At 57.4% G+C, this 24505-nt stretch carries 27 protein-coding genes; 9 read left to right on the top strand and 18 right to left on the bottom strand.

Features of this window, described 5'->3' with window-relative positions; genetic code table 11:
* Positions 1 to 46: 46 nt before the first annotated feature.
* The 4 genes from bioB to ACR0KC_RS08555 all read right to left on the bottom strand — a co-directional run bounded on the left by bioB (position 47) and on the right by ACR0KC_RS08555 (position 3269).
* Positions 47 to 1012 (bottom strand): biotin synthase BioB, encoded by a 966-nt coding sequence (gene bioB / locus ACR0KC_RS08540; RefSeq protein ID WP_480735063.1) that lies wholly within the window; start codon positions 1010 to 1012, stop codon positions 47 to 49.
* Entirely contained in the window at positions 1005 to 1592 is a 588-nt protein-coding gene (locus ACR0KC_RS08545; protein WP_480771712.1) for a biotin transporter BioY, read from the bottom strand. Before ACR0KC_RS08545 ends, bioB begins: the two co-directional genes overlap by 8 nt.
* Positions 1593 to 1713: 121 nt before the next feature.
* Positions 1714 to 2313: a GntR family transcriptional regulator gene (locus ACR0KC_RS08550; RefSeq protein WP_480771713.1), complete on the bottom strand. Its 600-nt coding sequence runs from the start codon at positions 2311 to 2313 to the stop codon at positions 1714 to 1716.
* Positions 2314 to 2357: 44 nt separating this feature from the next.
* Entirely contained in the window at positions 2358 to 3269 is a 912-nt protein-coding gene (locus ACR0KC_RS08555; protein ID WP_480791465.1) for a threonine/serine dehydratase, read from the bottom strand.
* 78 nt (positions 3270 to 3347) lie between these two features.
* On the opposite strand from ACR0KC_RS08555, the gene ACR0KC_RS08560 reads away from it, so the two are divergent.
* Positions 3348 to 4190, top strand: coding sequence for an LOG family protein (locus tag ACR0KC_RS08560; RefSeq protein ID WP_170399048.1), 843 nt, complete (start codon positions 3348 to 3350; stop codon positions 4188 to 4190).
* Positions 4191 to 4193: 3 nt separating this feature from the next.
* Positions 4194 to 5291 (top strand): cystathionine gamma-lyase, encoded by a 1098-nt coding sequence (locus ACR0KC_RS08565; protein ID WP_480771714.1) that lies wholly within the window; start codon positions 4194 to 4196, stop codon positions 5289 to 5291.
* Here ACR0KC_RS08565 and ACR0KC_RS08570 read toward each other — a convergent pair whose 3' ends face one another.
* The gene (locus ACR0KC_RS08570; protein ID WP_480771715.1) at positions 5292 to 5675 is read right to left on the bottom strand and encodes a hypothetical protein; all 384 of its coding nucleotides are present in this window, start codon (positions 5673 to 5675) and stop codon (positions 5292 to 5294) included.
* A gap of 157 nt (positions 5676 to 5832) precedes the next feature.
* Here ACR0KC_RS08570 and ACR0KC_RS08575 point away from each other — a divergent pair, with 157 nt between their 5' ends.
* The 3 genes from ACR0KC_RS08575 to ACR0KC_RS08585 all read left to right on the top strand — a co-directional run bounded on the left by ACR0KC_RS08575 (position 5833) and on the right by ACR0KC_RS08585 (position 8813).
* The gene (locus ACR0KC_RS08575; protein WP_170399059.1) at positions 5833 to 6750 is read left to right on the top strand and encodes a DnaJ C-terminal domain-containing protein; all 918 of its coding nucleotides are present in this window, start codon (positions 5833 to 5835) and stop codon (positions 6748 to 6750) included.
* Positions 6747 to 7091 carry a hypothetical protein gene (locus tag ACR0KC_RS08580; RefSeq protein ID WP_170611369.1) on the top strand — a complete coding sequence of 115 codons (345 nt, stop codon included), beginning with the start codon at positions 6747 to 6749 and terminating at the stop codon, positions 7089 to 7091. The genes ACR0KC_RS08575 and ACR0KC_RS08580 overlap by 4 nt, the downstream gene beginning before the upstream one ends.
* Positions 7092 to 7154: 63 nt before the next feature.
* Entirely contained in the window at positions 7155 to 8813 is a 1659-nt protein-coding gene (locus ACR0KC_RS08585) for a U32 family peptidase (protein WP_480771716.1), read from the top strand.
* Positions 8814 to 8816: 3 nt separating this feature from the next.
* Here the strand turns inward: ACR0KC_RS08585 and ACR0KC_RS08590 are convergent, their stop codons facing one another.
* From ACR0KC_RS08590 to ACR0KC_RS08610, 5 genes are all read right to left on the bottom strand, one after another.
* On the bottom strand, positions 8817 to 9440 hold the full coding sequence (locus ACR0KC_RS08590) for a cytochrome P460 family protein (protein ID WP_480705916.1): 624 nt from the start codon (positions 9438 to 9440) through the stop codon (positions 8817 to 8819).
* Between the two features lie 225 nt (positions 9441 to 9665).
* Positions 9666 to 10853, bottom strand: coding sequence for a dual-specificity RNA methyltransferase RlmN (gene rlmN / locus ACR0KC_RS08595; protein ID WP_480771717.1), 1188 nt, complete (start codon positions 10851 to 10853; stop codon positions 9666 to 9668).
* A 77-nt stretch (positions 10854 to 10930) separates the two neighbouring features.
* Positions 10931 to 11251, bottom strand: a complete 321-nt coding sequence (locus ACR0KC_RS08600; RefSeq protein WP_170406843.1) for a lysozyme inhibitor LprI family protein — start codon at positions 11249 to 11251, stop codon at positions 10931 to 10933.
* A 157-nt stretch (positions 11252 to 11408) separates the two neighbouring features.
* Positions 11409 to 11579, bottom strand: a complete 171-nt coding sequence (locus ACR0KC_RS08605; RefSeq protein ID WP_170399076.1) for a hypothetical protein — start codon at positions 11577 to 11579, stop codon at positions 11409 to 11411.
* A gap of 176 nt (positions 11580 to 11755) precedes the next feature.
* Complete coding sequence (locus tag ACR0KC_RS08610; protein WP_170399079.1) at positions 11756 to 12289, bottom strand: invasion associated locus B family protein; 534 nt, start codon at positions 12287 to 12289, stop codon at positions 11756 to 11758.
* A 179-nt stretch (positions 12290 to 12468) separates the two neighbouring features.
* On the opposite strand from ACR0KC_RS08610, the gene ACR0KC_RS08615 reads away from it, so the two are divergent.
* Entirely contained in the window at positions 12469 to 13467 is a 999-nt protein-coding gene (locus ACR0KC_RS08615) for an asparaginase (RefSeq protein WP_480771718.1), read from the top strand.
* A gap of 3 nt (positions 13468 to 13470) precedes the next feature.
* Here ACR0KC_RS08615 and ACR0KC_RS08620 read toward each other — a convergent pair whose 3' ends face one another.
* From ACR0KC_RS08620 to hutI, 8 genes are all read right to left on the bottom strand, one after another.
* Positions 13471 to 13791 carry a YciI family protein gene (locus tag ACR0KC_RS08620; RefSeq protein WP_170399083.1) on the bottom strand — a complete coding sequence of 107 codons (321 nt, stop codon included), beginning with the start codon at positions 13789 to 13791 and terminating at the stop codon, positions 13471 to 13473.
* Positions 13792 to 13813: 22 nt separating this feature from the next.
* On the bottom strand, positions 13814 to 14242 hold the full coding sequence (locus ACR0KC_RS08625) for an SRPBCC family protein (protein ID WP_170399086.1): 429 nt from the start codon (positions 14240 to 14242) through the stop codon (positions 13814 to 13816).
* Positions 14230 to 14559, bottom strand: a complete 330-nt coding sequence (locus ACR0KC_RS08630) for a metalloregulator ArsR/SmtB family transcription factor (RefSeq protein WP_170399088.1) — start codon at positions 14557 to 14559, stop codon at positions 14230 to 14232. Before ACR0KC_RS08630 ends, ACR0KC_RS08625 begins: the two co-directional genes overlap by 13 nt.
* Positions 14560 to 14598: 39 nt before the next feature.
* The gene (serB, locus tag ACR0KC_RS08635) at positions 14599 to 15477 is read right to left on the bottom strand and encodes a phosphoserine phosphatase SerB (protein WP_170399090.1); all 879 of its coding nucleotides are present in this window, start codon (positions 15475 to 15477) and stop codon (positions 14599 to 14601) included.
* A 68-nt stretch (positions 15478 to 15545) separates the two neighbouring features.
* The gene (gene hutU / locus ACR0KC_RS08640) at positions 15546 to 17228 is read right to left on the bottom strand and encodes a urocanate hydratase (protein WP_010440659.1); all 1683 of its coding nucleotides are present in this window, start codon (positions 17226 to 17228) and stop codon (positions 15546 to 15548) included.
* A 1-nt stretch (position 17229) separates the two neighbouring features.
* A complete protein-coding gene (hutG, locus tag ACR0KC_RS08645) occupies positions 17230 to 18021 on the bottom strand; it encodes an N-formylglutamate deformylase (protein WP_480705923.1) in 792 nt (263 codons plus the stop codon).
* Positions 18021 to 19556 (bottom strand): histidine ammonia-lyase, encoded by a 1536-nt coding sequence (gene hutH / locus ACR0KC_RS08650; RefSeq protein WP_480771719.1) that lies wholly within the window; start codon positions 19554 to 19556, stop codon positions 18021 to 18023. Before hutH ends, hutG begins: the two co-directional genes overlap by 1 nt.
* On the bottom strand, positions 19553 to 20758 hold the full coding sequence (gene hutI / locus ACR0KC_RS08655) for an imidazolonepropionase (RefSeq protein WP_480762952.1): 1206 nt from the start codon (positions 20756 to 20758) through the stop codon (positions 19553 to 19555). The genes hutH and hutI overlap by 4 nt, the downstream gene beginning before the upstream one ends.
* Before the next feature lie 81 nt (positions 20759 to 20839).
* Here hutI and ACR0KC_RS08660 point away from each other — a divergent pair, with 81 nt between their 5' ends.
* The 3 genes from ACR0KC_RS08660 (at position 20840) to ACR0KC_RS08670 (ending at position 24502) form a co-directional block, all read left to right on the top strand.
* Positions 20840 to 22195 (top strand): formimidoylglutamate deiminase, encoded by a 1356-nt coding sequence (locus ACR0KC_RS08660; protein ID WP_480762951.1) that lies wholly within the window; start codon positions 20840 to 20842, stop codon positions 22193 to 22195.
* Between the two features lie 6 nt (positions 22196 to 22201).
* Positions 22202 to 22906, top strand: coding sequence for a GntR family transcriptional regulator (locus ACR0KC_RS08665; RefSeq protein WP_170399103.1), 705 nt, complete (start codon positions 22202 to 22204; stop codon positions 22904 to 22906).
* Between the two features lie 78 nt (positions 22907 to 22984).
* The gene (locus ACR0KC_RS08670) at positions 22985 to 24502 is read left to right on the top strand and encodes a malonate--CoA ligase (RefSeq protein ID WP_480771720.1); all 1518 of its coding nucleotides are present in this window, start codon (positions 22985 to 22987) and stop codon (positions 24500 to 24502) included.
* Positions 24503 to 24505: the final 3 nt, after the last annotated feature.

Below are 24505 nucleotides of genomic sequence, written 5' to 3' on the forward strand. Positions count from 1 at the left end.
CAAGCGAGACCCATGGCGCAATGCGACGCGGATACCTCGGTTTGCGTCAATCATCGGTAAGTGCGCTGAGTGCGGCAAACATATCCCGGTCATTTTGGGTTCCGGCATTGGGTGCGGTCAGCAACACATCGCCGTAGAAAACCGAATTTGCGCCAGCCAGAAAGCACAAAGCCTGCTCGGCAGTTGAAAAGTCCGACCGTCCTGCCGACAAGCGCACCCGTGTTTGCGGCATGGCGATCCGCGCGGTCGCAACCATGCGCACCAGATCAAAAATGCCTACTTTTTCTAGATGCGCCAGCGGCGTGCCTTTGATCGGGATCAGCGCGTTTATCGGTACGCTTTCGGGATGCGGGTCAAAATTCGCAAGGACCTGCAACAGCGAGGCACGATCCCGCAGGCTTTCACCCATACCGATAATGCCGCCGCAGCACAGATCAATACCTTCGTCCCGGCAATAGCTGAGGGTCTCCAAACGATCCTGATAGGTACGAGTTCCAATAATCTCGCCATAGAATTCCGGCGAAGTATCCAGGTTATGATTGTACGCGGTAAGTCCCGCCTCGGCCAATCGTTTGGCCTGATGTGGCTTGAGCATGCCCAGGGTGACGCAAGCCTCCATGCCCAGATCACGCACGCCCCGCACCATGTCCAGCACATTGTCGAATTCTTCGCCGTCGCGCACCTGACGCCATGCAGCACCCATGCAAAACCGTTCAGCCCCCGCATCGCGCGCCCGTTTGGCAAGCGAGATGACATGCGCAGGGTTCATGAGCTTTTCCTTGGTCAGCTCGACCTCGCGATGATGAGCGGATTGCGGGCAATAGGCGCAATCCTCGGGACAGCTTCCGGTTTTTATCGACAGCAGGCTGGCTTTTTGGATGTCGTTTGGATCGTGATATGTCCGGTGAACTACATTTGCGCGACCTACCAGATCCAACAGTGGGAGGCGCATCAGCGCCTCCACTTCATCCACGGTCCAATCGCTGCGGATATCTTGCCCGGTATCAAGCATCTGGCTGCGGCCCACGGATTTTCTGTATCAGACCCGTCGGCAGGCCAATCACGAGAACGGATGCCAATGCAATCTTCACGAGATCACCCAGAATGAAAGGGCTGAAACCGTAAACCAGAACCTTGTCTGCAGGCACGAACTGAGCCAACCAACCCAGACCCAGCGCATAGATCGCTGCAAGTCCAGCCAGCATCGCCGGAACCAGAAACAGCTTGCGCAGATTGTCCGCGGCCCATCCAACCATGACCGAGGCGACCACGAAACCCAGCAAATAACCTCCGGTTCCGCCCATCATATAGGCCAGCCCGATGCCTTTTTCGGGCGTTCCGGCAAACACCGGCAAACCCACTGCCCCGGCGACCATGTAACCGATCACGGTTGCAGAACCGAGACGCAGCCCAAATGCCGCGGCGATAGCCATGACAACGGCGACTTGAAGGGTCATGGGCACAGGCCAAAATGGCACCTGGACTTTTGCACTGGCGGTCAAAAGAAGAATACCTAACGCGACACGAAGGATCTGACCCGCAGGGGTTATTACTCCGGCGGCCGGAAGGGTGGATTGCAGAGTGGCTTTCATTGTCTTTCTCTTTTTATAGATAATATTGCATAGATTCGGAATTAATCATCATTTTTATCTATTAAAAATCAAGTCAAATCTTCTGAGGAGGCACAGATTGTCGTTTCAAAGGCAGAAAGTATCAGCTTGCACGACGGATATGGCGCACAAGTATCGAGGTTGCGGCGGAAACGTCTTTACTCTTCAGCGCCTGAATGATCGCAGCGTGATCCGTATCGACGCGCTGCACCCATTTGGGCCGCCAATGTGCAAACAGGTGCCTGGCACTGGCGATGTGCAGGTCATCGACAGAATGCAAAAGGCGGGGCAACCCGCAAGGTGTCAGGATGGCACGATGAAAGACCCTGTTCCGCGCCTCCCATTGAGGCATGTTTTCAGCCTGATCACATGCCTTTCGCGCATCATCAGCCACTTTCAGAGCAGCTGGCGTCATATTTTGCACGGAATGCTGCATCGCCAGCGTTTCCAGCGCGACACGCATTTCGATCACTTCACGCACTTCGGCAGGGTCCAACGCGGTGACGCGCATGCCCTTTCGCGGTTCGCTTTTGGCCAATCCATGCGCCTCAAGCCGCAGCAGTGCTTCGCGCACCGGCACATGGCTGGTCTCAAAGTCGCGCGCGATATGGTCCTGACGCAGCTTTTCACCGGCAGGAAGATCGCCGGTGATGATTTTCTGGCTCAGGGCATTATAGATTGTGTCGGCAATGGTTGCGGTCATGAATTATAGATAAAATCCATGAACAACATCTACAAGCCGTATTCTCAACCTGTTAGCGGATCTGGCGCGATGTTCCCGCCGCAAATCAGCACTGCGACACGCTCACCCGGCTCCGGCTGGTAAGCGCCCGAAATCAGTGCGGCAAGCGCAGCAGCCCCTGCTGGTTCAACCAGTATTCGATGCGTCTGCCACAGAGCATTCTGGGCTTGCGCTATCGCATCGTCAGAAACCAGAACCGAACTCATACCTTGGGCCAGCCGAAAGCAAATCTCACCAATTCTCCGTGCGCCCAGTGCGTTCGCTGCGATGCCCGAAACGGAAACATCAACCGGTTCGCCCGCAGCCAACGCCGCATTCAGCGCGCAAGAGGTTTCCGGTTCGACCGCCACGACTTTGCGCGCACCCTGAAACCATGCCAAAGCTCCGGCAATCAGCCCGCCGCCTCCCACGGCCACCAATACTGTGTCCGCCTGCAAGCCCTGCGCGTCCCATTCAGCAAAACATGTCCCCTGCCCTGCCACCGTCGCTGGCGCATCATAGGCGTGGATTTGCATGGCGCCGGTGCTTTCCTCATGCGCCTGCGCCATGGTCAGTGCATTGGCATATTCACCCGAAACAACACTCAGATCAGCCCCGATCCGCTTGATCAGCGCAATCTTGGAGGGACCTGCAAGTTCGGGCACAAAAATCTTCGCTGGGTAGCTCAGTGATTGCGCGGCATAAGCCGCTGCCGCACCGTGGTTGCCACCGGAAGCCGCCACGACGCCTGCCGCAGGCACATCCATGCTGAGCAGGGTATTGAACGCCCCGCGCACTTTGAAGCTGCCGGTGTGCTGCATATGTTCAAGTTTCATTTCAACCGGATAGCCCGGAATTTGGCTTTCCATCACTGGCGTGACCTGCGCGTGTCCGGCAATGCGATCCCGCGCTGCCAATATTTCACTTTTCCAATCCATTCTTGTCTTTCCGTGACTGGCACTCTGCCCGCGAACCCTATAGCTGTTTTGGAAACACGCAAGCAGGGAACCCCGTTTATGAGAGAAGATCGCCTCAGCCCCTTTCGCGACGCACAGACCGACCGCTCGACCGCAAGCGAGGTACCGGATACCCCGCAGACGCGGTCTTCGGCCTATCGCCTTGCCTTCGCTGATGATGACTTCCTGTGCCGGGATGAGCTGCGCCCCGTGCGGCTGCAACTGGAGCTGCTGAAGCCCGAGATGATCATGACCGAGCGTGAGATCACCTCGACCATCGTCATGTTCGGTGGCGCGCGCATTCCGGAACCCGCTCAGAAACACACAGCGCGGACCGAGACCTTGGCCGGGCTGTCGAAATACTACGATGAGGCGCGCGAGTTTGCGCGTCTGATGACAGAGAAATCAAATCAGACGGGCTGCCGCGAAAATGTGATCGTCACCGGTGGCGGCCCCGGCGTGATGGAGGCGGGTAACCGTGGTGCACAGGATGCAGGCGGGTGTTCGATCGGCCTGAACATCGTGCTTCCGCACGAGCAGGCTCCGAACCTATACGTGACGCCTGATCTCAGCTTCAATTTCCACTACTTCGCCATCCGCAAGATGCACTTCCTTATGCGCGCTCGCGCCATCACCATCTTCCCCGGCGGCTTCGGCACCATGGATGAGCTGTTCGAATCCCTGACCTTGATCCAGACCGGCCGCATGGATCGCGTCCCTTTCCTGCTGTTCGGGCGTGAGTTCTGGGAAAAGGTTATCAACTGGGAGGCTCTGGCTGATGCGGGCACCATCTCGGACGAAGATCTTGACCTGTTCCGCTTTGTCGACACCGCGCAAGAGGCGGTCGAGATCATCGAGAATTGGGAACCCGCGCCCCCACGCGATGAAATACCGGGGCGCTGAGCCATGAGCCCGAAGACCGGCGAAATGTTGCACTTGCGCGGGAATGCCCTGAACAAGGGCGAGCCTGTGGCCCTGCCGCTGACCCAAAGCAGCATGTACCATCTGCCCGGTGCGCCGGATGGGCATGCCAGCTATGGCCGGGTCGACAACCCGACCTGGTTGCATCTGGAACACGTTCTGTCGCATCTCGAAGATGCACCCTGCCTCAGCTTTCCTTCGGGTATGGGTGCGATTTCGGCGGCCTTGTTTGCGACGGTCCAAGCCGGGTCGCGGCTGCTGATCCCGTCCGACGGGTATTATGTGACGCGCCTTTTGGCTGATCGGTTCCTGTCAAATCTGGGCGTCTCGGTTATCGAACGCCCAACCACCGACTTTGCCGAAGGTGGCTTTGATGAATTCGATGTGGTGTTTCTAGAAAGCCCCTCGAACCCCGGTCTGGACATGCTTGAGCTGCCAGTAATCGCCGAGGCCGTGCGCGAGGCCGGCGGCATCACCATCGCCGACAACACAACGATGACCCCATTGGGCCAGCGCCCACTGGACCTTGGCGTTGATGTGGTTGTGAGTTCAGATACCAAAGCGATGGGTGGGCATTCGGACCTGTTGATGGGTCATTTAGCCAGCCGCAATCCGCAAATCATGGAGCGAGTTGAGGAATGGCGCCGCGTCTCCGGTGCGATCCCGGGGCCACATGAAGCGTGGTTGCTACATCGGGGTTTGGAGACTCTGGATGTGCGGTTTGATCGGATGTGTAGCTCAGCACAAATACTGGCTGAGCGGCTGGCGGCGCACCCGGCCGTGAAACAGATCCGCTATCCCGGACTGACCGATGATCCGGCGCACACATTGGCGACGGCTCAAACCACGCGCTTCGGGTTTCTGCTAAGCATCACGCTTGAGACCGAGACCAAAGCCGAACAGTTCATCAACAGCTGCCCACTGCTGCGTCCGGCTACATCCTTCGGCGGCGTCCACAGTTCGGCCGAGCGGCGCGCCCGTTGGGGGGATGCTGTCGATCCTGCTTTCATCCGCCTGTCCGTGGGGTGCGAACCGGTGGACGAGTTGTGGCAGGCCATCGAGGCCAGTTTAGACGCGATATGACTATTTCTTAGGGTCGCGCAGTTCGGGAAACACGTAGATCGGCAGCACAATACTGCCGATCAGAGCGCCCAACCATACCAGCAAGGTTGCGGCCAACAGATTTGAGATACCGCCAATGGTCAGACCGGATGTGATCAGATCGGTGACCAGAAGGCCAACAAAGGTCACGATCAAGGCAATTCCGCCCTTCAGCGCCGGTGCCTTCTTTTCCCCCAGCTTCAGGATCAGCGGTTCGGCTATCACTTGGACCAGGGTGAACACGACTACCACCACGATGAAGGAAATCGGTCGGATCGCAAACTCTGAAAGCAGCAAACTGGCCAACAACAGCCCGATGGCGTTCCCAGCCAGCAATGCCAGCACCGATTTGAACCTGCGCGTCATGGGGTGATCTCCGTCAATGATCAATCTGAAACATCTTAATATTAGCAGAGCTTGACAGATTTACGAGACAATTTAGCCGCCTCTTCTTTTTGACCTGTTGAAATCAATTGATAAAATACCTTCATCAAGGCCAAACCCCACATCGACGAGAGGCAAGATGAGCGACGATCCCTATTCCGTACTTGGCGTCGCCAAAGACGCCAGCGATGCCGAGATCAAGAAAGCCTATCGGAAGATCGCCAAAGAATGCCACCCGGACCTCAAGCCGGGCGATGCCGAGGCAGAGGCCAAGTTCAAAGCCGCTGCTGCTGCTTATGACCTGCTGAAAGACCCCGAGACGCGCAAACGCTACGACAATGGCGAAATTGATGCGTCGGGACAGGAACGTCCGCAGCAGCAGTATTATCGCGAATATGCCGAGGCTGCAGGCAACCCTTATCGCGGTCACGCGGCTGAACAGGACGATATGTCCGACATCTTTGCCGAATTCATGCGCGGGCGGGGTGGATATGGACAGCGCACGCAGGAGTTCCATGCACCGGGCCACAACTTGAACTACTCGCTGCAGATCAGTTTTCTGGACGCCGTTTTCGGAGCCAGCCAGAAATTGACCCTGCCAGATGGGAACCGGATTGAAGTGAAGATACCTGCGGGTATCACGACCGGGCAAACCATCCGCCTGCGTGGCAAAGGGGCCCCGGGGTACGGCGATGGGCCTCCCGGCGATGCGCTTGTGACGATCTCGGTTGCGGATCACCCGGTGTTCGACCGTCAGGGCGATGACATCCACATCACGCTGCCCATCACCATTGATGAGGCCGTTCTGGGTGGCAAGGTTCCCGCCCCCACCATCGACGGTGGCGTCAATGTCAGTGTCCCAGCGGGGACCAGCAGCGGCAAAACCCTGCGCCTGCGTGGCAAAGGAGTCAAGAAACGCGGCTCGTCCGAGCGGGGCGATCAGTTCATAGAACTGACCGTCGCAATGCCAGATAAGGTAGACGATGAATTGAAGCACTTCATGGAGACATGGCGCGAAACCCACGGCTATGATCCGCGCAAAGGAATGCCGTCATGAGCCGCACATTGACCGAAGCCGAACTGATCGACGCCATCACCCGCCTGACTTCGGATCGCCTGACCGAATATCTGGCCGCTGAGATCGTGATCCCCGAGCAATCGGAGCAAGGTCTGCGATATCAGCGTATCGACGTTGCACGTCTGGAACTGGCATGCGAACTGCATGACCAGTACGACATGGAGGCCGATGCACTGTCGATGATGATCTCTCTGATCGACCAGATGCATGGGCTGCGCGCCGAACTGCGCGAGGTTTTGAACGCAGTCGAGGCGCAACCGGAACCGGTTCGCCAGCAACTGATCGAGGTGATCGGCACAGCGCGGTTCCGTCGCAGTTAACGGGGTTTTGGGAGCCAGGATTTTGGCGTAGAAGGCGCCCTTGATCCTTAGCCCGGTATCCCCATGACCCAGTCCAGATCCGAATTGCTGATGCCTGCGGGCAATCTGCGTAAGTTGAAACTCGCCATCCTCTATGGCGCGGATGCGGTCTATCTGGGCACACCGGATATGTCGCTGCGGACAAAGTCCGAGTTCTCGCTGGAAGAGGTGATAGAGGGAGTCGAGTTCTGCCACAACCATGGCCGGCGCGCGTACCTGACACTGAACCTGTTCTCGCACAATAAGGACATTCCGAAGCTGGACGAATACATCGACACTGTCCGCAAGGTGAAACCTAACGGGCTGATCATCGCCGACCCCGGAGTGTTCCAATACGTCCGCGAACGCGCGCCGGAACTGCCGCTGCATATCTCGACGCAAGCCAATATCTGTTCGTGGTTGTCGGTGAAGTTCTGGCAGGATCAGGGGGCCGAGCTTGTGGTTCTGGCCCGCGAAGTCTCATACCCCGAATTGGTCGAGATTCGCGAGAAATGCCCCGATATCAAGCTTGAGGCGTTTGTGCACGGGGCCATGTGCATGACCTATTCGGGCCGCTGCCTACTGTCGAACTTCATGGCCGAACGCGGGGCCAATCAGGGCAACTGCGCCAATTCCTGCCGCTGGAACTATGGTCTGAAACTGCGTCTGAAAGATGGAACGCATCAGGAGCTGCGCATTACCGATGAAAACGCCGACCTATTCGAATTCCTGCTGGAAGAAGGCTGTCGCCCCGGTGATTTGATGCCCATCGAAGAGGATGATCGGGGATCCTACATCCTCAATTCCCGCGACCTGTGCATCATGCCCAAGCTGGATGAATACTTGAAGATCGGTGTCGACAGTCTGAAAGTCGAAGGGCGCGGTAAATCGGAGTATTATGCCGCCATCGTCGCGCGCGCCTATCGTATGGCCATCGACGACTATCACGCCGACCCCGAGAACTGGGACCCGAAGCCCTATATGCGTGAACTCGAAACAGTCGGGAACCGCGGCTACACGCTGGCTTTCCACGAAGGCCGCCTGACCAATTATGCACATGATTACGAACACACAGCCTCGATTGCGCAGTGGGAATATGCCGGGATCGTCACCGAGGTGACCGAGGATGCCTTTCTGGTCGAGGTGAAAAACAAGCTGGAACCGGGGGATGTATTGGATTTCGTCTCTCCGATTTCGCGCGAGACGGTTCTGCTGCGGGTCTATGACTTTGAACGCGCTCATGATGGGGCGCGGCTGGACGTTGTGCATGGCAGTACCAAAACCATCATCCGCCTTCCCTTCACCCTGTTCGATCACGAGGATATCGACGATCTGCGCGCCCGTTTCCCGGTCTACTCCGTCCTGCGCAAAGAACGTGCCCTGACCGACGAACACTGGAGTCGCATTCGGTTTGACAAGCTGGTGCAGGGGCTGGAAACCTCAGGTCGCGACAACCCTAAGGCCTATACCCGCCGTCGTGACGAGCTGGTCGAGAAAATCGGCGAAGACGGCAATGAGCGCCGCTTCAAAACCAATCGTATCGGAACCGAGGGATGTTGCGGCAAAGGCTGCAACGGCTGTTTGATCTTCTGGCAGGATGAGAAATACGCGCTCGCCCGCGAGGTCCTATCCAAACGCAAACACGGTGAGCAACTCAGTCGTCAGGAAGCGACCGAGCTGAAGCTGCCTGACCCGGCGGCCTGAAGATCACTCTGCGACACGATACTCTTCGGGTACGTAAAACGTATAGTCCCGGTCCGCGACGGCCTCGTGGCAGACATGGCAGTAATCGACCTCTGACGCGCGAAAGCCCATCGTATCACCGAACAGCGAACCGTCCGGCATCACCATGATATAACGCCAGTCGGCTGTTTCCGGGTTGGTGCCTTCTGGCAGTTTCTCCATTACGAACAGGGCACCGGGATGGATATTGCCCTCATCTGTGACAGTCATACTGTCTTTGGCTAGGACCGAGCCTGCAGGCAGCTCTTCGCCTTCTTGCAATGTGCCGTAATTGTGGGCCATGCGGTTCGCATAGCTGTTGACATAGCGCTGCCCATGCGTGGCCGAGATGTAGGGCGCATCGTTGAACAACGGCCAGTTCTGATAGTTTCGGATCAAGTCCATCTGTGCCGCCGCATAACCCCGCGACATGCGTCGTATCAATGACTGATAGTGTTTCTGCGCTTGCTCCTTGGTCAGATCGGCTGGGTTTTCAATCGCCAAATGCGCATCCTGATCTTTGGTCTGAGCAGATGCCGCGTGGAGAACAAATCCCGAGATCGCCAGAACAGCCGTGATACCCAAGACTTGCCGGTGACTTACAATCATATTGTGGCCTCCCTGACTGATCAGTTCGCCTAAATGCCGCTTTGCTTCAGAAAAATGGTAGCGGCCTTAATTGGTGTTACCAGCACCGCCCCGGCAATCTCACCACCTTGTGTCTGTCGGTGAGTTCCCCATCCAGAGCGGGTCTGCGCCGAAGATACCAAATTTTGAACAAGGAAACAGCACTCAATTCATTAAGTTTTTCGCGTGAAGCCACGGCGCATGCCCTTAGCGGTTTAGCCCGGCTTCAGCCTCGATCTGCTTTCGCGATTTCCGGGCCCGTTCGGTGGCCGATTTTAACTGGCCGCAGGCCGCCATGATATCCTCACCCCGCGTTTTGCGGATGGGTGAGGCATAGCCCGCCTGATAGATGATGTTGGCAAAGGCCCGGATGCGATTGTTCGAGCTGCGCTTGTAGGGCGCGCCCGGCCATTCGTTGAACGGGATCAGGTTGATCTTGGCCGGGATGTTATGGCGCTTGATATGAGCGATCAGACGATGCGCGTCTTCGTCGCTGTCGTTCACGCCATCCAGCATCACGTATTCGAACGTGATCCGTTCAGAATTCGACGCGTTGGGATAGCTGGCCAACGCCTGCAGCAGTTCCTCGATATTCCAGCGCTTGTTGATCGGAACAAGTATGTCGCGAGTTTCATCAGTGGTGGCGTGGAACGAGATCGCCAACAGGCATCCAATTTCTTCAGCCGTGCGCGCGATCTCGGGTACCACACCCGAGGTCGACAGCGTGATGCGGCGACGGGACAGAGAAATCCCCTCGGGGTCCATCGCGATCTTCATTGCGTCACGGACGTTTTCAAAGTTGTAAAGCGGCTCGCCCATACCCATCAGCACGATATTTGACAGCAGGCGTGTTTCATCTTTGGGCGCACCCGGTGTTGGCCATTCCTCAAGATCGTCACGCGCCATCATGACCTGCCCGACAATTTCGGCCGCTGTCAGGTTGCGCACCAATTTCTGCGTGCCCGTGTGGCAGAAGGAACAAGTCAGCGTACAGCCCACCTGAGATGAGATGCATAGCGTTCCGCGATCATCTTCAGGGATATAGACAACCTCAACCTCATGCCCGCCCGCGATGCGGCACAGATACTTGCGGGTGCCGTCCTCTGAAACCTGGCGGGTCACGACTTCGGGGATTTCGATTACGAACTGCTCGGCCAGTTGCGTGCGATAGGCCTTGGCCAGATTGGTCATCTCACCAAAATCACGCACACCCCATTGGTAGATCCATTGCCAAATCTGCCCCGTGCGCATCTTCGCCTGCTTTTCGGGCGTGCCGTGTTCAATTAGCGCCTCACGCAATCGATCGCGGGTCAAACCGACAAGGTTCATCTTCCCCTCGGGCAGTTTGCGGGGGATGGTCATGACGTCTTGAGTGATCGGCGCTTTGGGCGACATTGGCGTATCTCGGTGGATTCTGGCTTGGGATGCGCCTCTATATAGGAACACACGTAAAGATCAAAAGAATTCGTGCTTCAATTTGCGTAACGCAACAATTCGTCAACCCGCGCCCGGCCAAGGTCAACCCGACAGGCTGTGATGGCGATCCCCGTACCCGATCCTCCGCCGAACGAAGCACCTACCGCTTCGCACTGCGCATCGCGATAGGCCACCCACGCGTTTTGCGAGGCCTCCAGCGCAGGCACAGCGACGACCCGTCCGGTGACCTCGTCCAGTTCTTGTGCGGAGCCGAGCGCCAGCGAATAGCTGGAGTCTATCGCTGTGTTTACCCGCAATTCCATATTCGAAACACAAGATCCAATTTCCACCTGCGAACCGGCGTCAATACACTCCATAGTTGGATCCGCAATTGCGGATATCGGAAACATCAAAAAAACAAACGCCCATCGCATCCATCAATCCTCCAGACAGAGATATCTGTCTATCACAGATCAAGATGCGCGCCCAATCAAGATGGGCCACTAAAGCAGAAACTTAAGCGGCCCATTGTTGTTAGTTTACTGCTGGCGGGATGTAGCAATCTTCTGCATCCAGGGTCTTTACGGGATCTTCCGGACCACATTGCTCACCCGTTATCGGATAGGTTTCCGATCCTTTCTCACAACCTGCAAGGATCACCGCAGACGCCATCAAGAGCACTGCCAGGTTTTTGCTTAAGTTCATTGCCGACTCCTCAACAAATTCTGAACTAATTAGTTCAGAAAACGGGGAAGCAGGCTTTGACACGGATCAAGAAACACCGCTCTACGTGGCGTAAATTTCTGAAAACACACTGGATCGGACCAAACAAATAAAACCCCGCCGGAAAGCGGGGTTTCGGAATTTGATCTGCTTGTGGCTTAGTTCGTGCAGCGCGTTTCCGCGTCTTCAATCGCGGCCGTAAAGCCCAGCAACGAGAAGGTGTCTTTGGTCTGCGTACCACGTTCCGAACGGGCGGTCAGCACCGCCTCACTTCCGCGCTTCATCGCTGTGACGATCTTGGCATCGTCCGAGGCGGTCGCAGGCCATGCCCACTCACCATCGGTGAACAGCTCGAACTCGCTGCCATCGACAACCAGATTGACAGTAGAACCAGACGCAAACGGATAGCCGCCGGTAAAGGTCACCTGCCCTTTAACCTCGGCATTCGGGCGATAGAACACAAACAGCAGGATATCGCTGCGCCGAACGGAAACGACCCGGCCACCGCGTGTGTTCACGGTCTCTTTCGGGGCAGAAACGCTCCAGCATTCGGTTGGGTCGTCCTCGACAAACACGCTCCAGTCCGTTTTTGCAGCGACGCGATTGGTACTAGTCGCCTGCTGCGCAATTGCCGTTGTCGCCATTCCTGCCATGCACAGGCCCGCGATCACGCGGACGAGCTTTAATCCCATCGGTTCAGCCTCCTAGCCCGACCTATTACCTCATACCCATCGGAAATACGTGCGAACTCTGCCGGTTCGTCTGTTCAGTTGCGTATTCCGATGATTGTCGACATACACACACTAACGCAGGTTTCGCCACAGGCGAAAGGGCGATTGGCAGATTTTTGCGCATGATTGATGGGGTGGACATGACACAAGCCGTACCAATGACAGAACTCTGGCGCGGGTCACTGTTGGAAAGCCTGCATATGGGCCATGCAGTGGTCTGTGACGATAGTGGTCAGATCGTGCGCAGCTGGGGTGATCCAAACGCGGTGATCTATCCCCGTTCCTCGGCCAAAATGATCCAGGCCCTGCCGCTGATTACCTCGGGTGCGGCTGCAAAATACGGTTTGAACAGCGAGCATCTGGCCTTGGCCTGTGCTTCACATAACGGGGCGCATATCCATACTGACCGCGTGTCCGCATGGCTCGATCATCTCGGTCTGTCCGAGCCCGATCTGCGCTGCGGTCCACAGGAACCTGCCGACATGGCGGCCCGCGACGGGTTGATTCTTGCGGACGATACACCCTGCCAGATTCACAACAATTGCTCAGGCAAGCATTGCGGTTTCCTGACTTTGACGCAGCATATGGGGGCCGGGCCGGAATACTTGGAAATCGACCATCCAGTTCAGCAGGCCTGCCTGTCTGCCATCGAGGAAACCACTGGCGAGACCAGCCCAACCTATGGGATCGATGGTTGCTCCGCCCCAAATTTTGCGACATCACTGGTAGGGCTTGCGCGATCGATGGCCTGGTTTGCCTCTGCCGCAGACCGTTCGGACCGCTCCAGCGAAGCAGCGGTGCAGCTCACAGAAGCGATGGTGAAACATCCCGAACTTGTCGCAGGTGAAACCCGCGCTTGTACCGAGTTGATGCGAGCGATGAACGGGCGCGTTGCAATCAAGACAGGGGCCGAGGCCGTCTTTGTTGCCATCATCCCTGAAAAGCGCATGGGCGTTGCGCTAAAAATCACTGACGGCACTACCCGCGCCAGCGAATGCGCCATCGCCGCGATTCTAGTGCATTTAGGTGTGCTAGAGGCCGATCACCCGGCCACTCGCAAATTCATGAATGCCACACAGTATAGCCGTCGTGGGCTGGAATGCGGCGCTATCAAACCTGCACCGGGCTTCCCCGGCTGAGGATTACATCTCGATCTCGTGGACCTCGGCCACCTCGACCGAACCCGAGCCGTTCACAACCATCGGGCAGCCCTTGGCCATCTCGGTTGCGGCGTCAATGCTATCAGCCTTGACCACCGTGAAACCCGAGGCCGGGTTTGCACCACCATTGTCTTCGATCCCACCACTGCTGACCGTGTAGGACTGGCCTACAGGATTTCCCGGAATCTCTAATGAGCCGCCGATTTCCTGAAACCAAGCGCCCCAAGCGGCCATGGTCGCCTCGATCTCGGCGGGATCGGTTGGGGTGTGACCCCCGTGATAAACAAACAAATATTGGGGCATATCGCTCCTCCCTGATGAAAACCTATTTGCAAAGTGCTTCGAGTTTGCGCAGCGAAGATGTCCAGCCTTCGTTGTGGTTCGTGGCCGACTCGGCATCGACAAGTTCACGGTGATCAACCACCAGCCGTGATCCGCTGTTGGTCGCGGTAACCGAAAAGGTCACATGGCTTTCCGCACCGCGCTGGTCCTGATCGTCATGCCAAGCCCACGTAAATCCAACAGATTTTGGTCGATCGATATGGGTAACGTGACCCGAGACTTTGAACTGCTGACCCTCGCCATTCTGCATAACCGAATACCACGGACCAATGCGCGAAAAGTCGAGATCATGTTCCGGTACATGCAACCCTTCGGGCCCCCACCACTGCAGAAGCTTCGCACCATCGCTGACCCATGCGAACAGGACCTCGGGACTAACGGGAAAATCTCGTTCCAGTTTCAGGTCGGCCATGAATTTTCCCTTTCAATAAGCTCTTCCAAACGGTCGAGGCTGCTTTCCCAGAAATGTCGTTTCGAAATCGTCCATTCGGCTATCGCGCGCAGACCCTCGGGCTGCACCGAGTACATCCGTTGCGTGCCGTGTACCCGCTGCTGCACCAACCCGGCCTCGCGCAAAACCTTCAAATGGCGCGAGATCGCGGCCCCTGACATGCCCTTGCCTTCTATCAAATTACCGACGGGCAGTTCGCCTTCGTCCATCAGTTGCTCGACAATCGAGAACCGAGTGGCATCAGACAAAGCGGAGAATGTGACCAGAAGCGTATTCATGGCTTTATTTAACACAATAGTTAAATTAAAGGAAGCCCCTTAGAGGCCTTGAAATTCTGACCTGCCATAGCCCTGCAGATACAACAACGCTGTCAGATCGCCGTGATTTATGCGGACATCACATTCGGCAGCGACCGAAGGCTTGGCGTGCAACGCGACACCCGTCCCCGCCCGACCCAACATTCCCAGATCATTCGCTCCATCGCCAACGGCAATCACGTCAACCTCGGAGATACCTAGGCGTGTTGTGATCTGCTCCAAAGCCTCTATTTTGGCCTGTCGCCCAAGAATGGGCCGCTTCACGTCACCGGTAAGCTTGCCATCCTCAGCCAGCAATGTATTCGCCCGGTTCTCATCAAACCCAAGCTCTTCGGCGACCTTAGCCGTAAAAGCCGTGAACCCACCCGAGACCAGCGCTGCATAGACCCCATTCGCGCGCATCGTGGCAAGTAACGCCTTGCCGCCGGGCATCAGCGTGATCCGTTCATTCAGAACCTTGCCGATCACGCTTTCATCCAGCCCTTTCAATAAGCCCACACGCTCAGTCAGCGCACCTTCGAAATCCAGCTCGCCGTTCATTGCTCGCGCGGTGATGTCCTTGACCCGATCACCGACACCAGCCTCATCCGCCAGTTCATCGATGCATTCCTGTTGGATCATAGTGCTGTCCATATCGGCCAGCAGCATCTTTTTCCGGCGACCGTCAGCTTTTTGCACGACCAGGTCCACGCCCATCTCTTGCAACTCGCCCCAAACGTCCCAGCGATTGTCGGGAATTTCTGGCAGGGAAAACTCGGCCGCCTCATCGAGGCTCAGCCAGTTCGCATCACCCCCGCCCCATGCATTCCGCAACGACTCAACCAACGTCGCCTCTAAAGAAGGGGCCGCAGGGTTGGTCAGCAGAGTAGCTACATACATATCAGGCCTCCGATTAGCGCACCTGCGGGATATCGCAGGTGCAGCATTTTCACCAGAGGCAGATTGATCTAACCGAGAATACCAGGCAGGCGCAGCCCATGTTCGCGGGCGCAGTCCTTGGCGATCTCATACCCCGCATCCGCGTGGCGCCAGACCCCCGAGGCGGGATCGTTCCACAGAACACGCTCCAATCGCCGTGCGGCATCTTCGGTACCATCTGCACAGATCACCACACCCGCGTGCTGGCTGAAGCCCATACCAACGCCGCCGCCGTGATGCAGCGAGACCCAGGTCGCACCGCTGGCCGTATTGATCAGAGCGTTCAACAGCGGCCAATCCGACACCGCGTCCGAGCCGTCCAGCATCGCCTCGGTCTCGCGGTTCGGGCTGGCGACCGAGCCCGAGTCCAAATGATCACGCCCAATGACAACAGGCGCTTTCAACTCGCCATTGGCAACCATTTCGTTGAAGGCCAACCCCGCGCGGTGGCGATCTCCAAGGCCGATCCAGCATATACGTGCGGGCAGACCCTGAAACGCAATGCGTTCCTGCGCCATATCCAGCCAACGATGCAGATGCTCGTTCTCGGGGAACAGCTCCTTCATCTTGGCGTCGGTCTTGTAGATATCCTCGGGGTCACCCGACAATGCACACCAGCGGAACGGGCCGATGCCCTTGCAGAACAGCGGCCGGATATAGGCGGGCACAAAGCCGGGGAAGGCAAAGGCATTCTCCAAGCCTTCATCCTGCGCCACCTGACGGATGTTGTTGCCGTAATCCAGCGTCGGAACGCCCGCGTTCCAGAAATCGACCATTGCAGCGACATGCTGTTTCATCGAGGCACGGGCGGCCTTTTCAACCGCTTTAGGATCAGTTTCGCGCTTGTCCTTCCACTGCGCCATGCTCCAGCCAATCGGCAGATACCCATTGATCGGGTCATGGGCGCTGGTTTGGTCAGTGACGATATCGGGGCGCATGCCACCGGCCTGCATCCGCGCATAAATTTCGGGGAACACCTCAGCCGCATTGCCTAGCAGACCCACAGATTTCGCCTCGCCCGCCTTGGTCCAGCGGTCGATCATCTCAAGCGCTTCGTCGAGAGTCTCGGCTTTTTCGTCCAGATACTTGGTGCGCAGGCGGAAATCGATAGAATCCGGATTGCACTCGACCGCCAAACAACTGGCCCCGGCGAACACTGCCGCCAAAGGCTGTGCGCCACCCATGCCGCCCAGACCGCCAGTCAGAATCCACTTGCCAGTCAAGTCGCCGCCATAGTGCTGACGGCCAGCCTCGGCAAAGGTTTCATAGGTGCCCTGTACGATGCCCTGCGTACCGATATAGATCCACGAACCGGCCGTCATCTGGCCGTACATCATCAGCCCCTTCTTATCGAGCTCGTTGAAGTGATCCCAATTGGCCCAATGAGGCACGATGTTTGAGTTGGCGATCAGAACTCGAGGCGCATCCTTATGGGTGCGGATGATCGCCACCGGTTTGCCCGACTGGACGATCAGGGTTTCATCCTCTTCCAGATCTTTCAGCCCTGCGACGATCCGGTCGAAATCGTTCCATGTCCGCGCCGCGCGACCGATGCCGCCATAAACCACCAGTTCGTGCGGGTTTTCGGCCACGTCCGGGTGCAGGTTGTTCATCATCATCCGCAAGGGCGCCTCGGTCACCCAGCTTTTTGCGTTCAGTTCGGGGCCGGTGGGCGGATAGATATCGCGGGTATTCTTGCGAGGATCGGTCATGTCAAAGCTCCAATGCAGTGTCTTGGATGGCGTCGAGAATATCCACCAACCAGCGACGCAGGCGCTTGGCTTTCGCCTCGTCAAACGCCCACGGAGGGGTTTCGGCGGACAGATAGGTAGATTGCGCCAGCTCCATCTGGATCGCGTGTTGGCCTTCATCAGGACGGCCATAGTGGCGGGTCGTCCAACCCCCTCGGAATCGCCCGTTCAGGACGGTGCTGTAAGGGGAGGAATGCGAAAATTCATAGGCCGCGGCCTCAATGCCGGGGGCACAGGTCGCGCCACCATCGGTGCCGATGTTCATATCCGGCAGGGTGCCTTCAAAGAGGAACGGAATCTTGCTGCGGATCGAGTGGCAGTCAAACAGGATCGCAACCCCGTGTATTGCCCGCACCCTTTCAAGCTCTTGCTCAAGCGCGTTGTGGTAGGGCGCGTGGTAGGCGGTTCGACGTACCTCGATCTCATCGATTGAGGGCTCCTGCCCCTCGGCCCAGATCGGCTGACCGTCGAAATCGGTCAACGGCACCAGAGTTGTTGTGTTCTGCCCAGGATACAATGATACACCCGCAGGGTCTCGATTAGCGTCAATGACATAGCGGTGGATATGGGATTGCACGACCGTCGCGTTGGCAATGAGCCCATCGTAGAGCTGATTGATATGCCAATCCGTATCCGCCAGAACCTGCCCATTCGCATTCAGTCGCGCAGCAATGTCGTCGGGCACATACGTGCCGCCATGCGGCTGTCCCAGCACGATGGGCCCATCGCCACGCTGAACACTGAAAACCTGCATCACGACAGCTCCGGCATGGGCATTGCAGCTGCCTGCAAAATAGTTCCGCTTTCGACTAGGGACTTCGCGGTTTCCAATTCAGGCGCCAGATAGCGATCATCGCCAAGCGACGGGATATCGTCGCGCAAACGCCCAACCACGCTGGTCAGCGCTTTGCTGGTCGCAAGAGGTGTGCGGAACTCGATGCCTTGCGCGGCGCAGAGCAGTTCGATCCCCAGAATATAGTTCAAATTATCAACCATCCGGCCTAAACGCCGCGCCCCGTGCGCCGCCATCGAGACGTGGTCTTCCTGATTGGCCGATGTAGGTGTGCTGTCGGTCACACATGGGTTGGCCAGATGTTTGTTCTCGCTCATCAACGCAGCCGTCGTGACCTCGGCGATCATCAGACCCGAGTTCAGCCCCGGCTCGGGCGTCAGGAAGGGCGGCAGATCAAAGCTAAGCGCCGGGTCGACCATTAATGCGATCCGACGCTGTGCGATCGCCCCGATCTCTGACAGGGCCAAAGCAATCATATCGGCGGCAAAGCCTACCGGCTCGGCGTGGAAATTCCCGCCCGAAACAATTGCATCCGGATCGGTCAGAACCAGCGGATTATCAGTGGCCGCGTTGGCCTCAGTTACAAGAGTTGCGGACGCCTGCCGGATCACATCCATCGCTGCGCCGGTCACCTGTGGTTGGCAGCGGATGCAATATGGATCCTGCACTCGCGTATCCCCATCACGGTGACTTTCGCGGATCTCAGAGCCCTCCAGAGTGGCCCGCATCGCCGCCGCCGCTTCAATCTGCCCACGATGCCCGCGCAGCGTGTGAATCTCGGGTTGCAGAGGGGCGGTGGATCCCATGATCGCATCAGTTGAAGCCGCCGAAATCACCAGCGCATTTTGTGCTGAACGCCAACCTTCGAACAATCCGGCCAGAGCAAAGGCAGTCGAAAATTGCGTCCCGTTGATGAACGCAAGGCCCTCCTTTGGACCAAGTTGAATCGGCTCTAGCCCAGCTGTTTTCAGAGCCTCTGCACCCGGCATAACAACACCGTTCACCTCTGCCTCGCCCTCACCGATCACCACAGCGGTCATATGGGCCAGTGGCGCAAGATCGCCAGACGCGCCGACCGAACCCTGTGCCGGGATCACAGGTGTCACACCACACGCCAGCATCTGTTGCAGCAATTCGACAAGTTCCCAGCGGACACCCGAAGCACCTCGGCCGAATGACAGCAACTTCAGTGACATCATCAGCCGCGCCAGACGACGCGGCACTGCCGGACCCACCCCGCAACAATGGCTGAGGATCAGGTTGCGCTGCAGGGTTGAGGTATCTTTGGCCGCAATCTTGTGACTCGCCAGTTTGCCAAAGCCGGTGTTGACGCCATAGACGGGCTCGGTCCCTTCGGCAGCCTGCGCAATGCGGGCAGCAGCGACCTCAACCTTGGGTTGGCAGGTGGCGTCAAGCGAAATGGCGGCTTCGGTCCAGTAGATCTGGGCAAGCTGATCCAGCGAAACCTGACCGGGGACAAGCAACAGAGGTGTCATTCCAGACCTCCAAAAATACGTTTATGCAGAGGGTTGAAACCGATGCGATAGGACAGTTCTGCAGGGTGAGTAGCATCCCAGACGGCCAGATCAGCGCGCAATCCGGGCGCGATCACGCCGGTATCATCCAGACCCAAAGCGCGGGCCGCGACGTGGGTAACACCTGCCAATGCTTCTTCAGGCGTCATGCGAAACAAAGTGCACCCCATGTTCATTGTTAGCAGCAGAGAAGTCAGGGGTGAGGACCCCGGATTGCAATCGGTCGCCAGTGCCATGGGAACATTCTTCTGGCGCAACAATTCAATCGGCGGAGCTTGCGTTTCATGCAGCGTATAAAACGCGCCGGGCAGCAGGACCGCGACCGTTCCGGCCCCAGCCATGGCGGTAACGCCGTCGGCGTCCAAATATTCGATATGATCAGCGGATAGCGCTCCGTAAGCTGCCGCCAGCTTAGCCCCACCTAGATTCGAAAGTTGCTCAGCATGCAGCTTCACCGGTAGGCCAAGCTCTTGCGCGACAACAAAAACCCGTTCGATCTGTGTGGGATCAAATGCAATGCCTTCGCAGAACCCATCCACCGCGTCCACCAGCCCTTCGGCATGGGCCGCGCGCAGTGTCGGAATGCAGACCTCGTCAATATAGGCGTCATCCCGACCCGCATATTCTGGCGGAACGGCATGTGCGCCAAGAAAACTGGTATTGACCCGAATAGGGCGCTCCCGCGCAATACGGCGCGCCGCGCGCAACATACGCAGTTCGGTTTCGGCATCGAGCCCATAACCCGACTTCACCTCGATGCAGGACACACCTTCGGCCAGCAATGCGTCCACGCGCGAAAGCGCGCCTGCAAGCAGCTCTTCTTCTGTTGCTGCCCGCGTGCCGTGTACGGTCGACAGGATGCCTCCACCCGCGCGGGCAATTTCTTCGTAGGTCGCGCCCTTCAGGCGCATTTCGAACTCAACCGCGCGGTTGCCGCCAAACACAACATGAGTATGAGCGTCAATCAGAGCAGGCGTGATCAAGCGGTCACCATAGTCGTTCTGCGGCCACTCGGCATATGACGGCGGCATTGCCGACCGAGCGCCAACCCAAACGATTTCCGACCCATCGATGGCAATCGCACCATCCTCGATCATCCCATAAGGTTGGTCGCCCCCCATGGTGGCTACATGTTTGCTACGAAGAACAGTTTTTTTCGTCATGGCGATTCTTTTGGGCTCCCCCTGCGCTTGATTTTTTCGTATACGGCTAAAAATATAAAGTCTACACAAAATGGAATTACGATGACGGTTCATGCCAAAACGGCCCTGTTAGGCTCTGAGTGGGTGCACAACCTACGAGTCGAAATCGAAGACGGTCGGATCGCTGCGCTGAAATCAGGGACCGAGCCAAATCCCGAAGACACTCGGGTCGACGTGTTGCTGCCCGCTTTGGCGAACCTGCACAGCCATGCCTTTCAACGCGCCATGGCGGGCATGACCGAAACGCGCGTAGCAGGGCGCGAAAGCTTCTGGACCTGGCGTACCTTGATGTACCGATTTCTGGACCGCCTCACTCCTGCACAGATCGAGTCCATTGCCGCATTGGTCTATATGGAGATGCAGGAGGCCGGGTATGCTGCGGTCGGGGAATTCCACTACGTCCACCACCAACCCGGCGGCACGCCTTATGCGCAGTTGTCTGAGCTGAGTCAGCGCATCTTCTCGGCGGCCAGCCAAACCGGGATTGGATTGACACATCTACCGGTGCTCTACACCTATGGCGGCGTCGCGCAAGAGCCTCTAACCGGCGGTCAATTGCGGTTCGGCAATGAGGTGGAAAGGTTCCTGCAGCTTGTCGAGGACTGTAAGCCGCTGATGCCTTATGCAGACAGCCAGATCGGCATCGCACCGCACTCTCTGCGTGCGACCTCGCCTGATGACCTACGGCAAGTGCTGAACGCTACCCCGCGTGGCCCTGTGCACATCCACATCTCTGAACAAGAGAAGGAGGTCACGGATGTAGAAGCCGCTCTGGGTCAACGACCGGTAGATTGGCTGCTGAGCAACGTGGATGTGAACGAACGATGGTGCCTGATCCATGCAACTCATATGACAGACGATGAAACCCGCGCTCTTGCCCGATCCGGGGCTGTGGCCGGTCTGTGCCCGATCACAGAGGCCAATCTGGGGGATGGTATTTTCAATGGTGCCGTCTACATCGAGCAGGGCGGTGCCTTTGGTGTCGGTTCAGACTCGAATGTGCGTATTTCACTGCCCGAGGAATTGCGTACGCTGGAGTATTCTCAACGTCTGCGCGACAAGGCCCGCACTGTGCTGGTACGTGGCGAAGGCTCGGTCGGTCAAACGCTGTATACCGGAGCCGCCCGCGGTGGCGCACAGGCGCTGGGGCGCGACGCCGGAGAGATCGCAATAGGTCATCTGGCCGATCTGGTTGCGATCGATCGAAGTCACCCCACCCTGTGTACTTTGCGCGACGATCAATTGATTGACGGCCTGAGCTTTGCCGCGCCTGACGGAACAGTGACCGACCTTTGGTCTGCCGGGCGACATCAGGTGCGCGGCGGGCGGCATATCGCCCGCGATGCGATCCTGAACAATTATCGTGCCGCGATGAATGACCTTTTGGAAGACATCTGAACTGATATGACCCAAACCAGCGACACAACCAGCTACAAAGACATTAAGCAAACCGTCCTGCGCCGAATCCGCTCGGGCGAATTGCAGCCCGACGCTCTGCTTCCCAATGAGCAAGAATTAGCGGTCGAGTTTTCGTGCACCCGCACCACAGTCAACAGAGCACTGCGGGAACTGGCGGATGAAGGGTTTCTTGAACGGCGCCGAAAGGCAGGCACCCGGGTCCTTAGCGCACCGCAGCGACAGGCGCGCTTCACAATTCCTCTGGTCCGAGATGAAATCGAAGCGGCGGGCGGAACCTATCGCTACGCTCTTGTGTCATGTGAAACGCAGATCGCCCCAGACTGGCTGGCGGCCCGGTTGGCCCTACGTGCTGATCAAAGTGTGATGCACGTGCGATGCATGCATTTCTCCGGCAATTCACCTTTTCAGTTCGAAGACCGCTGGATCGTGATAGACAGCGTACCTCAGGTCACGCAGGCAGATTTCTCTAGCGTCGGACCCAATGACTGGCTGGTGCAAACTGTCCCGTTCACCAATGTCGAGTTGACCTTTCTGGCCAGCCGCGCCGATACCACTTTGGCCGGTTTTCTGGACGTTCCCGAGGGTGAACCCGTTTTTACTGCCGAGCGTATCACATGGCTGCAGGGTCAGCCGGTAACGTTTGCCAAGATGTATTTTGCAGCCGGATATCGGATGACAACCGAGTTCTGATTGTCCGGGCTTTACGCTTCCCCAATTCCACGACAGATTTGCTGCAGAATGTGCGCGTCTGCTGGAAAGGATATCGGGATGGGCAACCCGCTTTATGATCGTTTGCTGGGCATCCATGCAGGCAAGGATACGCCATTTTTGCACCTTCCGGATGGTCAGACTTTGACCCATGCCACGTTTCTGGACACGGCGGCCCGTCTGGCCAACACCATGACAGGACTGGAAATGGAACCGGGCGACCGCGTGGCGGTGCAGGTGGAGAAATCCGTTGAGGCACTGGCGCTTTATGCCGCCTGTGTCCAATCGGGGCTGATCTTTCTACCTCTCAATACGGGCTATACGACGCAAGAGCTAAGCTATTTCATCGAAAACAGCGGAGCCTCACTAGTGGTGTGCGATGAGGCAAACGAGGCAGGGCTTGCCGAGATCGCGCAAAAGAACAATGCCCGGCTTGAAACACTGAACGCCGACGGTTCAGGTAGCCTGATGCGGCGTGCACTTGGGATGCTTCCGGCCTTTCAGCCGGCCCACCGATCCGAAGATGATCTGGCTGCGTTTCTATATACTTCAGGCACGACGGGGCGTTCGAAAGGGGCAATGCTGACGCAGGCGAATCTGCTGTCGAACGCGGAGACCCTTGTGCAGGAATGGCGATTCACAGATGATGACGTGCTGTTGCACGCGCTGCCGATCTTTCACACGCATGGACTGTTTGTTGCGACAAATGTCGTCCTCGCATCGGGCGGGTCGATGATATTTCTGCCGAAGTTCGACCTGGAAGATATGTTACGCCTGATGCCACAGGCAACGGCGATGATGGGGGTGCCGACGTTTTACACCCGCCTGCTAAGCGACGACCGCTTCGCCCAAGATCTGACTCAGGATATGCGGCTGTTCATCTCAGGTTCAGCGCCTTTGCTGGCAGATACCCACGTTCAATTTGAAGACCGTACAGGTCATCGCATTCTGGAACGCTATGGCATGACCGAGACGAACATGAACACTTCTAACCCCTACGACGGCGAACGCCGAGCGGGAACGGTCGGATTTCCCCTGCCGGATGTTGAACTGAAGGTCACAGACCCCAAAACAGGTCAAACCCTAGCAGATGGTGAGATCGGCATCATCGAGGTGCGCGGTCCCAATGTGTTTCGGGGCTACTGGCAAATGCCCGACAAAACCGCCGCAGAACTGCGTGAAGACGGGTTCTTCATCACTGGCGATCTGGGTCGGATCGACGAGGACGGCTATGTCCATATCGTCGGGCGCGAGAAAGACCTGATCATCTCGGGCGGGTATAATATCTACCCCAAAGAGATCGAGCTGCTGCTAGACGAGCAACCCGGCGTGCTGGAAAGCGCGGTAATTGGCGTCCCGCATCCGGATTTCGGAGAAACCCCGGTTGGCATTCTGGTTCCTGCCCCCTGTCACACGCCAGATATCGAGGCCATCATGGGTGTGGTTCGGGACGCGCTCGCCAGGTTCAAACATCCCCGCCAGTTGATCTTGCTGGACGAGCTCCCCCGCAACACAATGGGCAAGGTGCAAAAGAACATCCTGCGTGACCGCTGCAAAGACCTTTTCACCAAGACCTGATAT

This window comes from Ruegeria sp. CF3 (genome assembly GCF_056537365.1).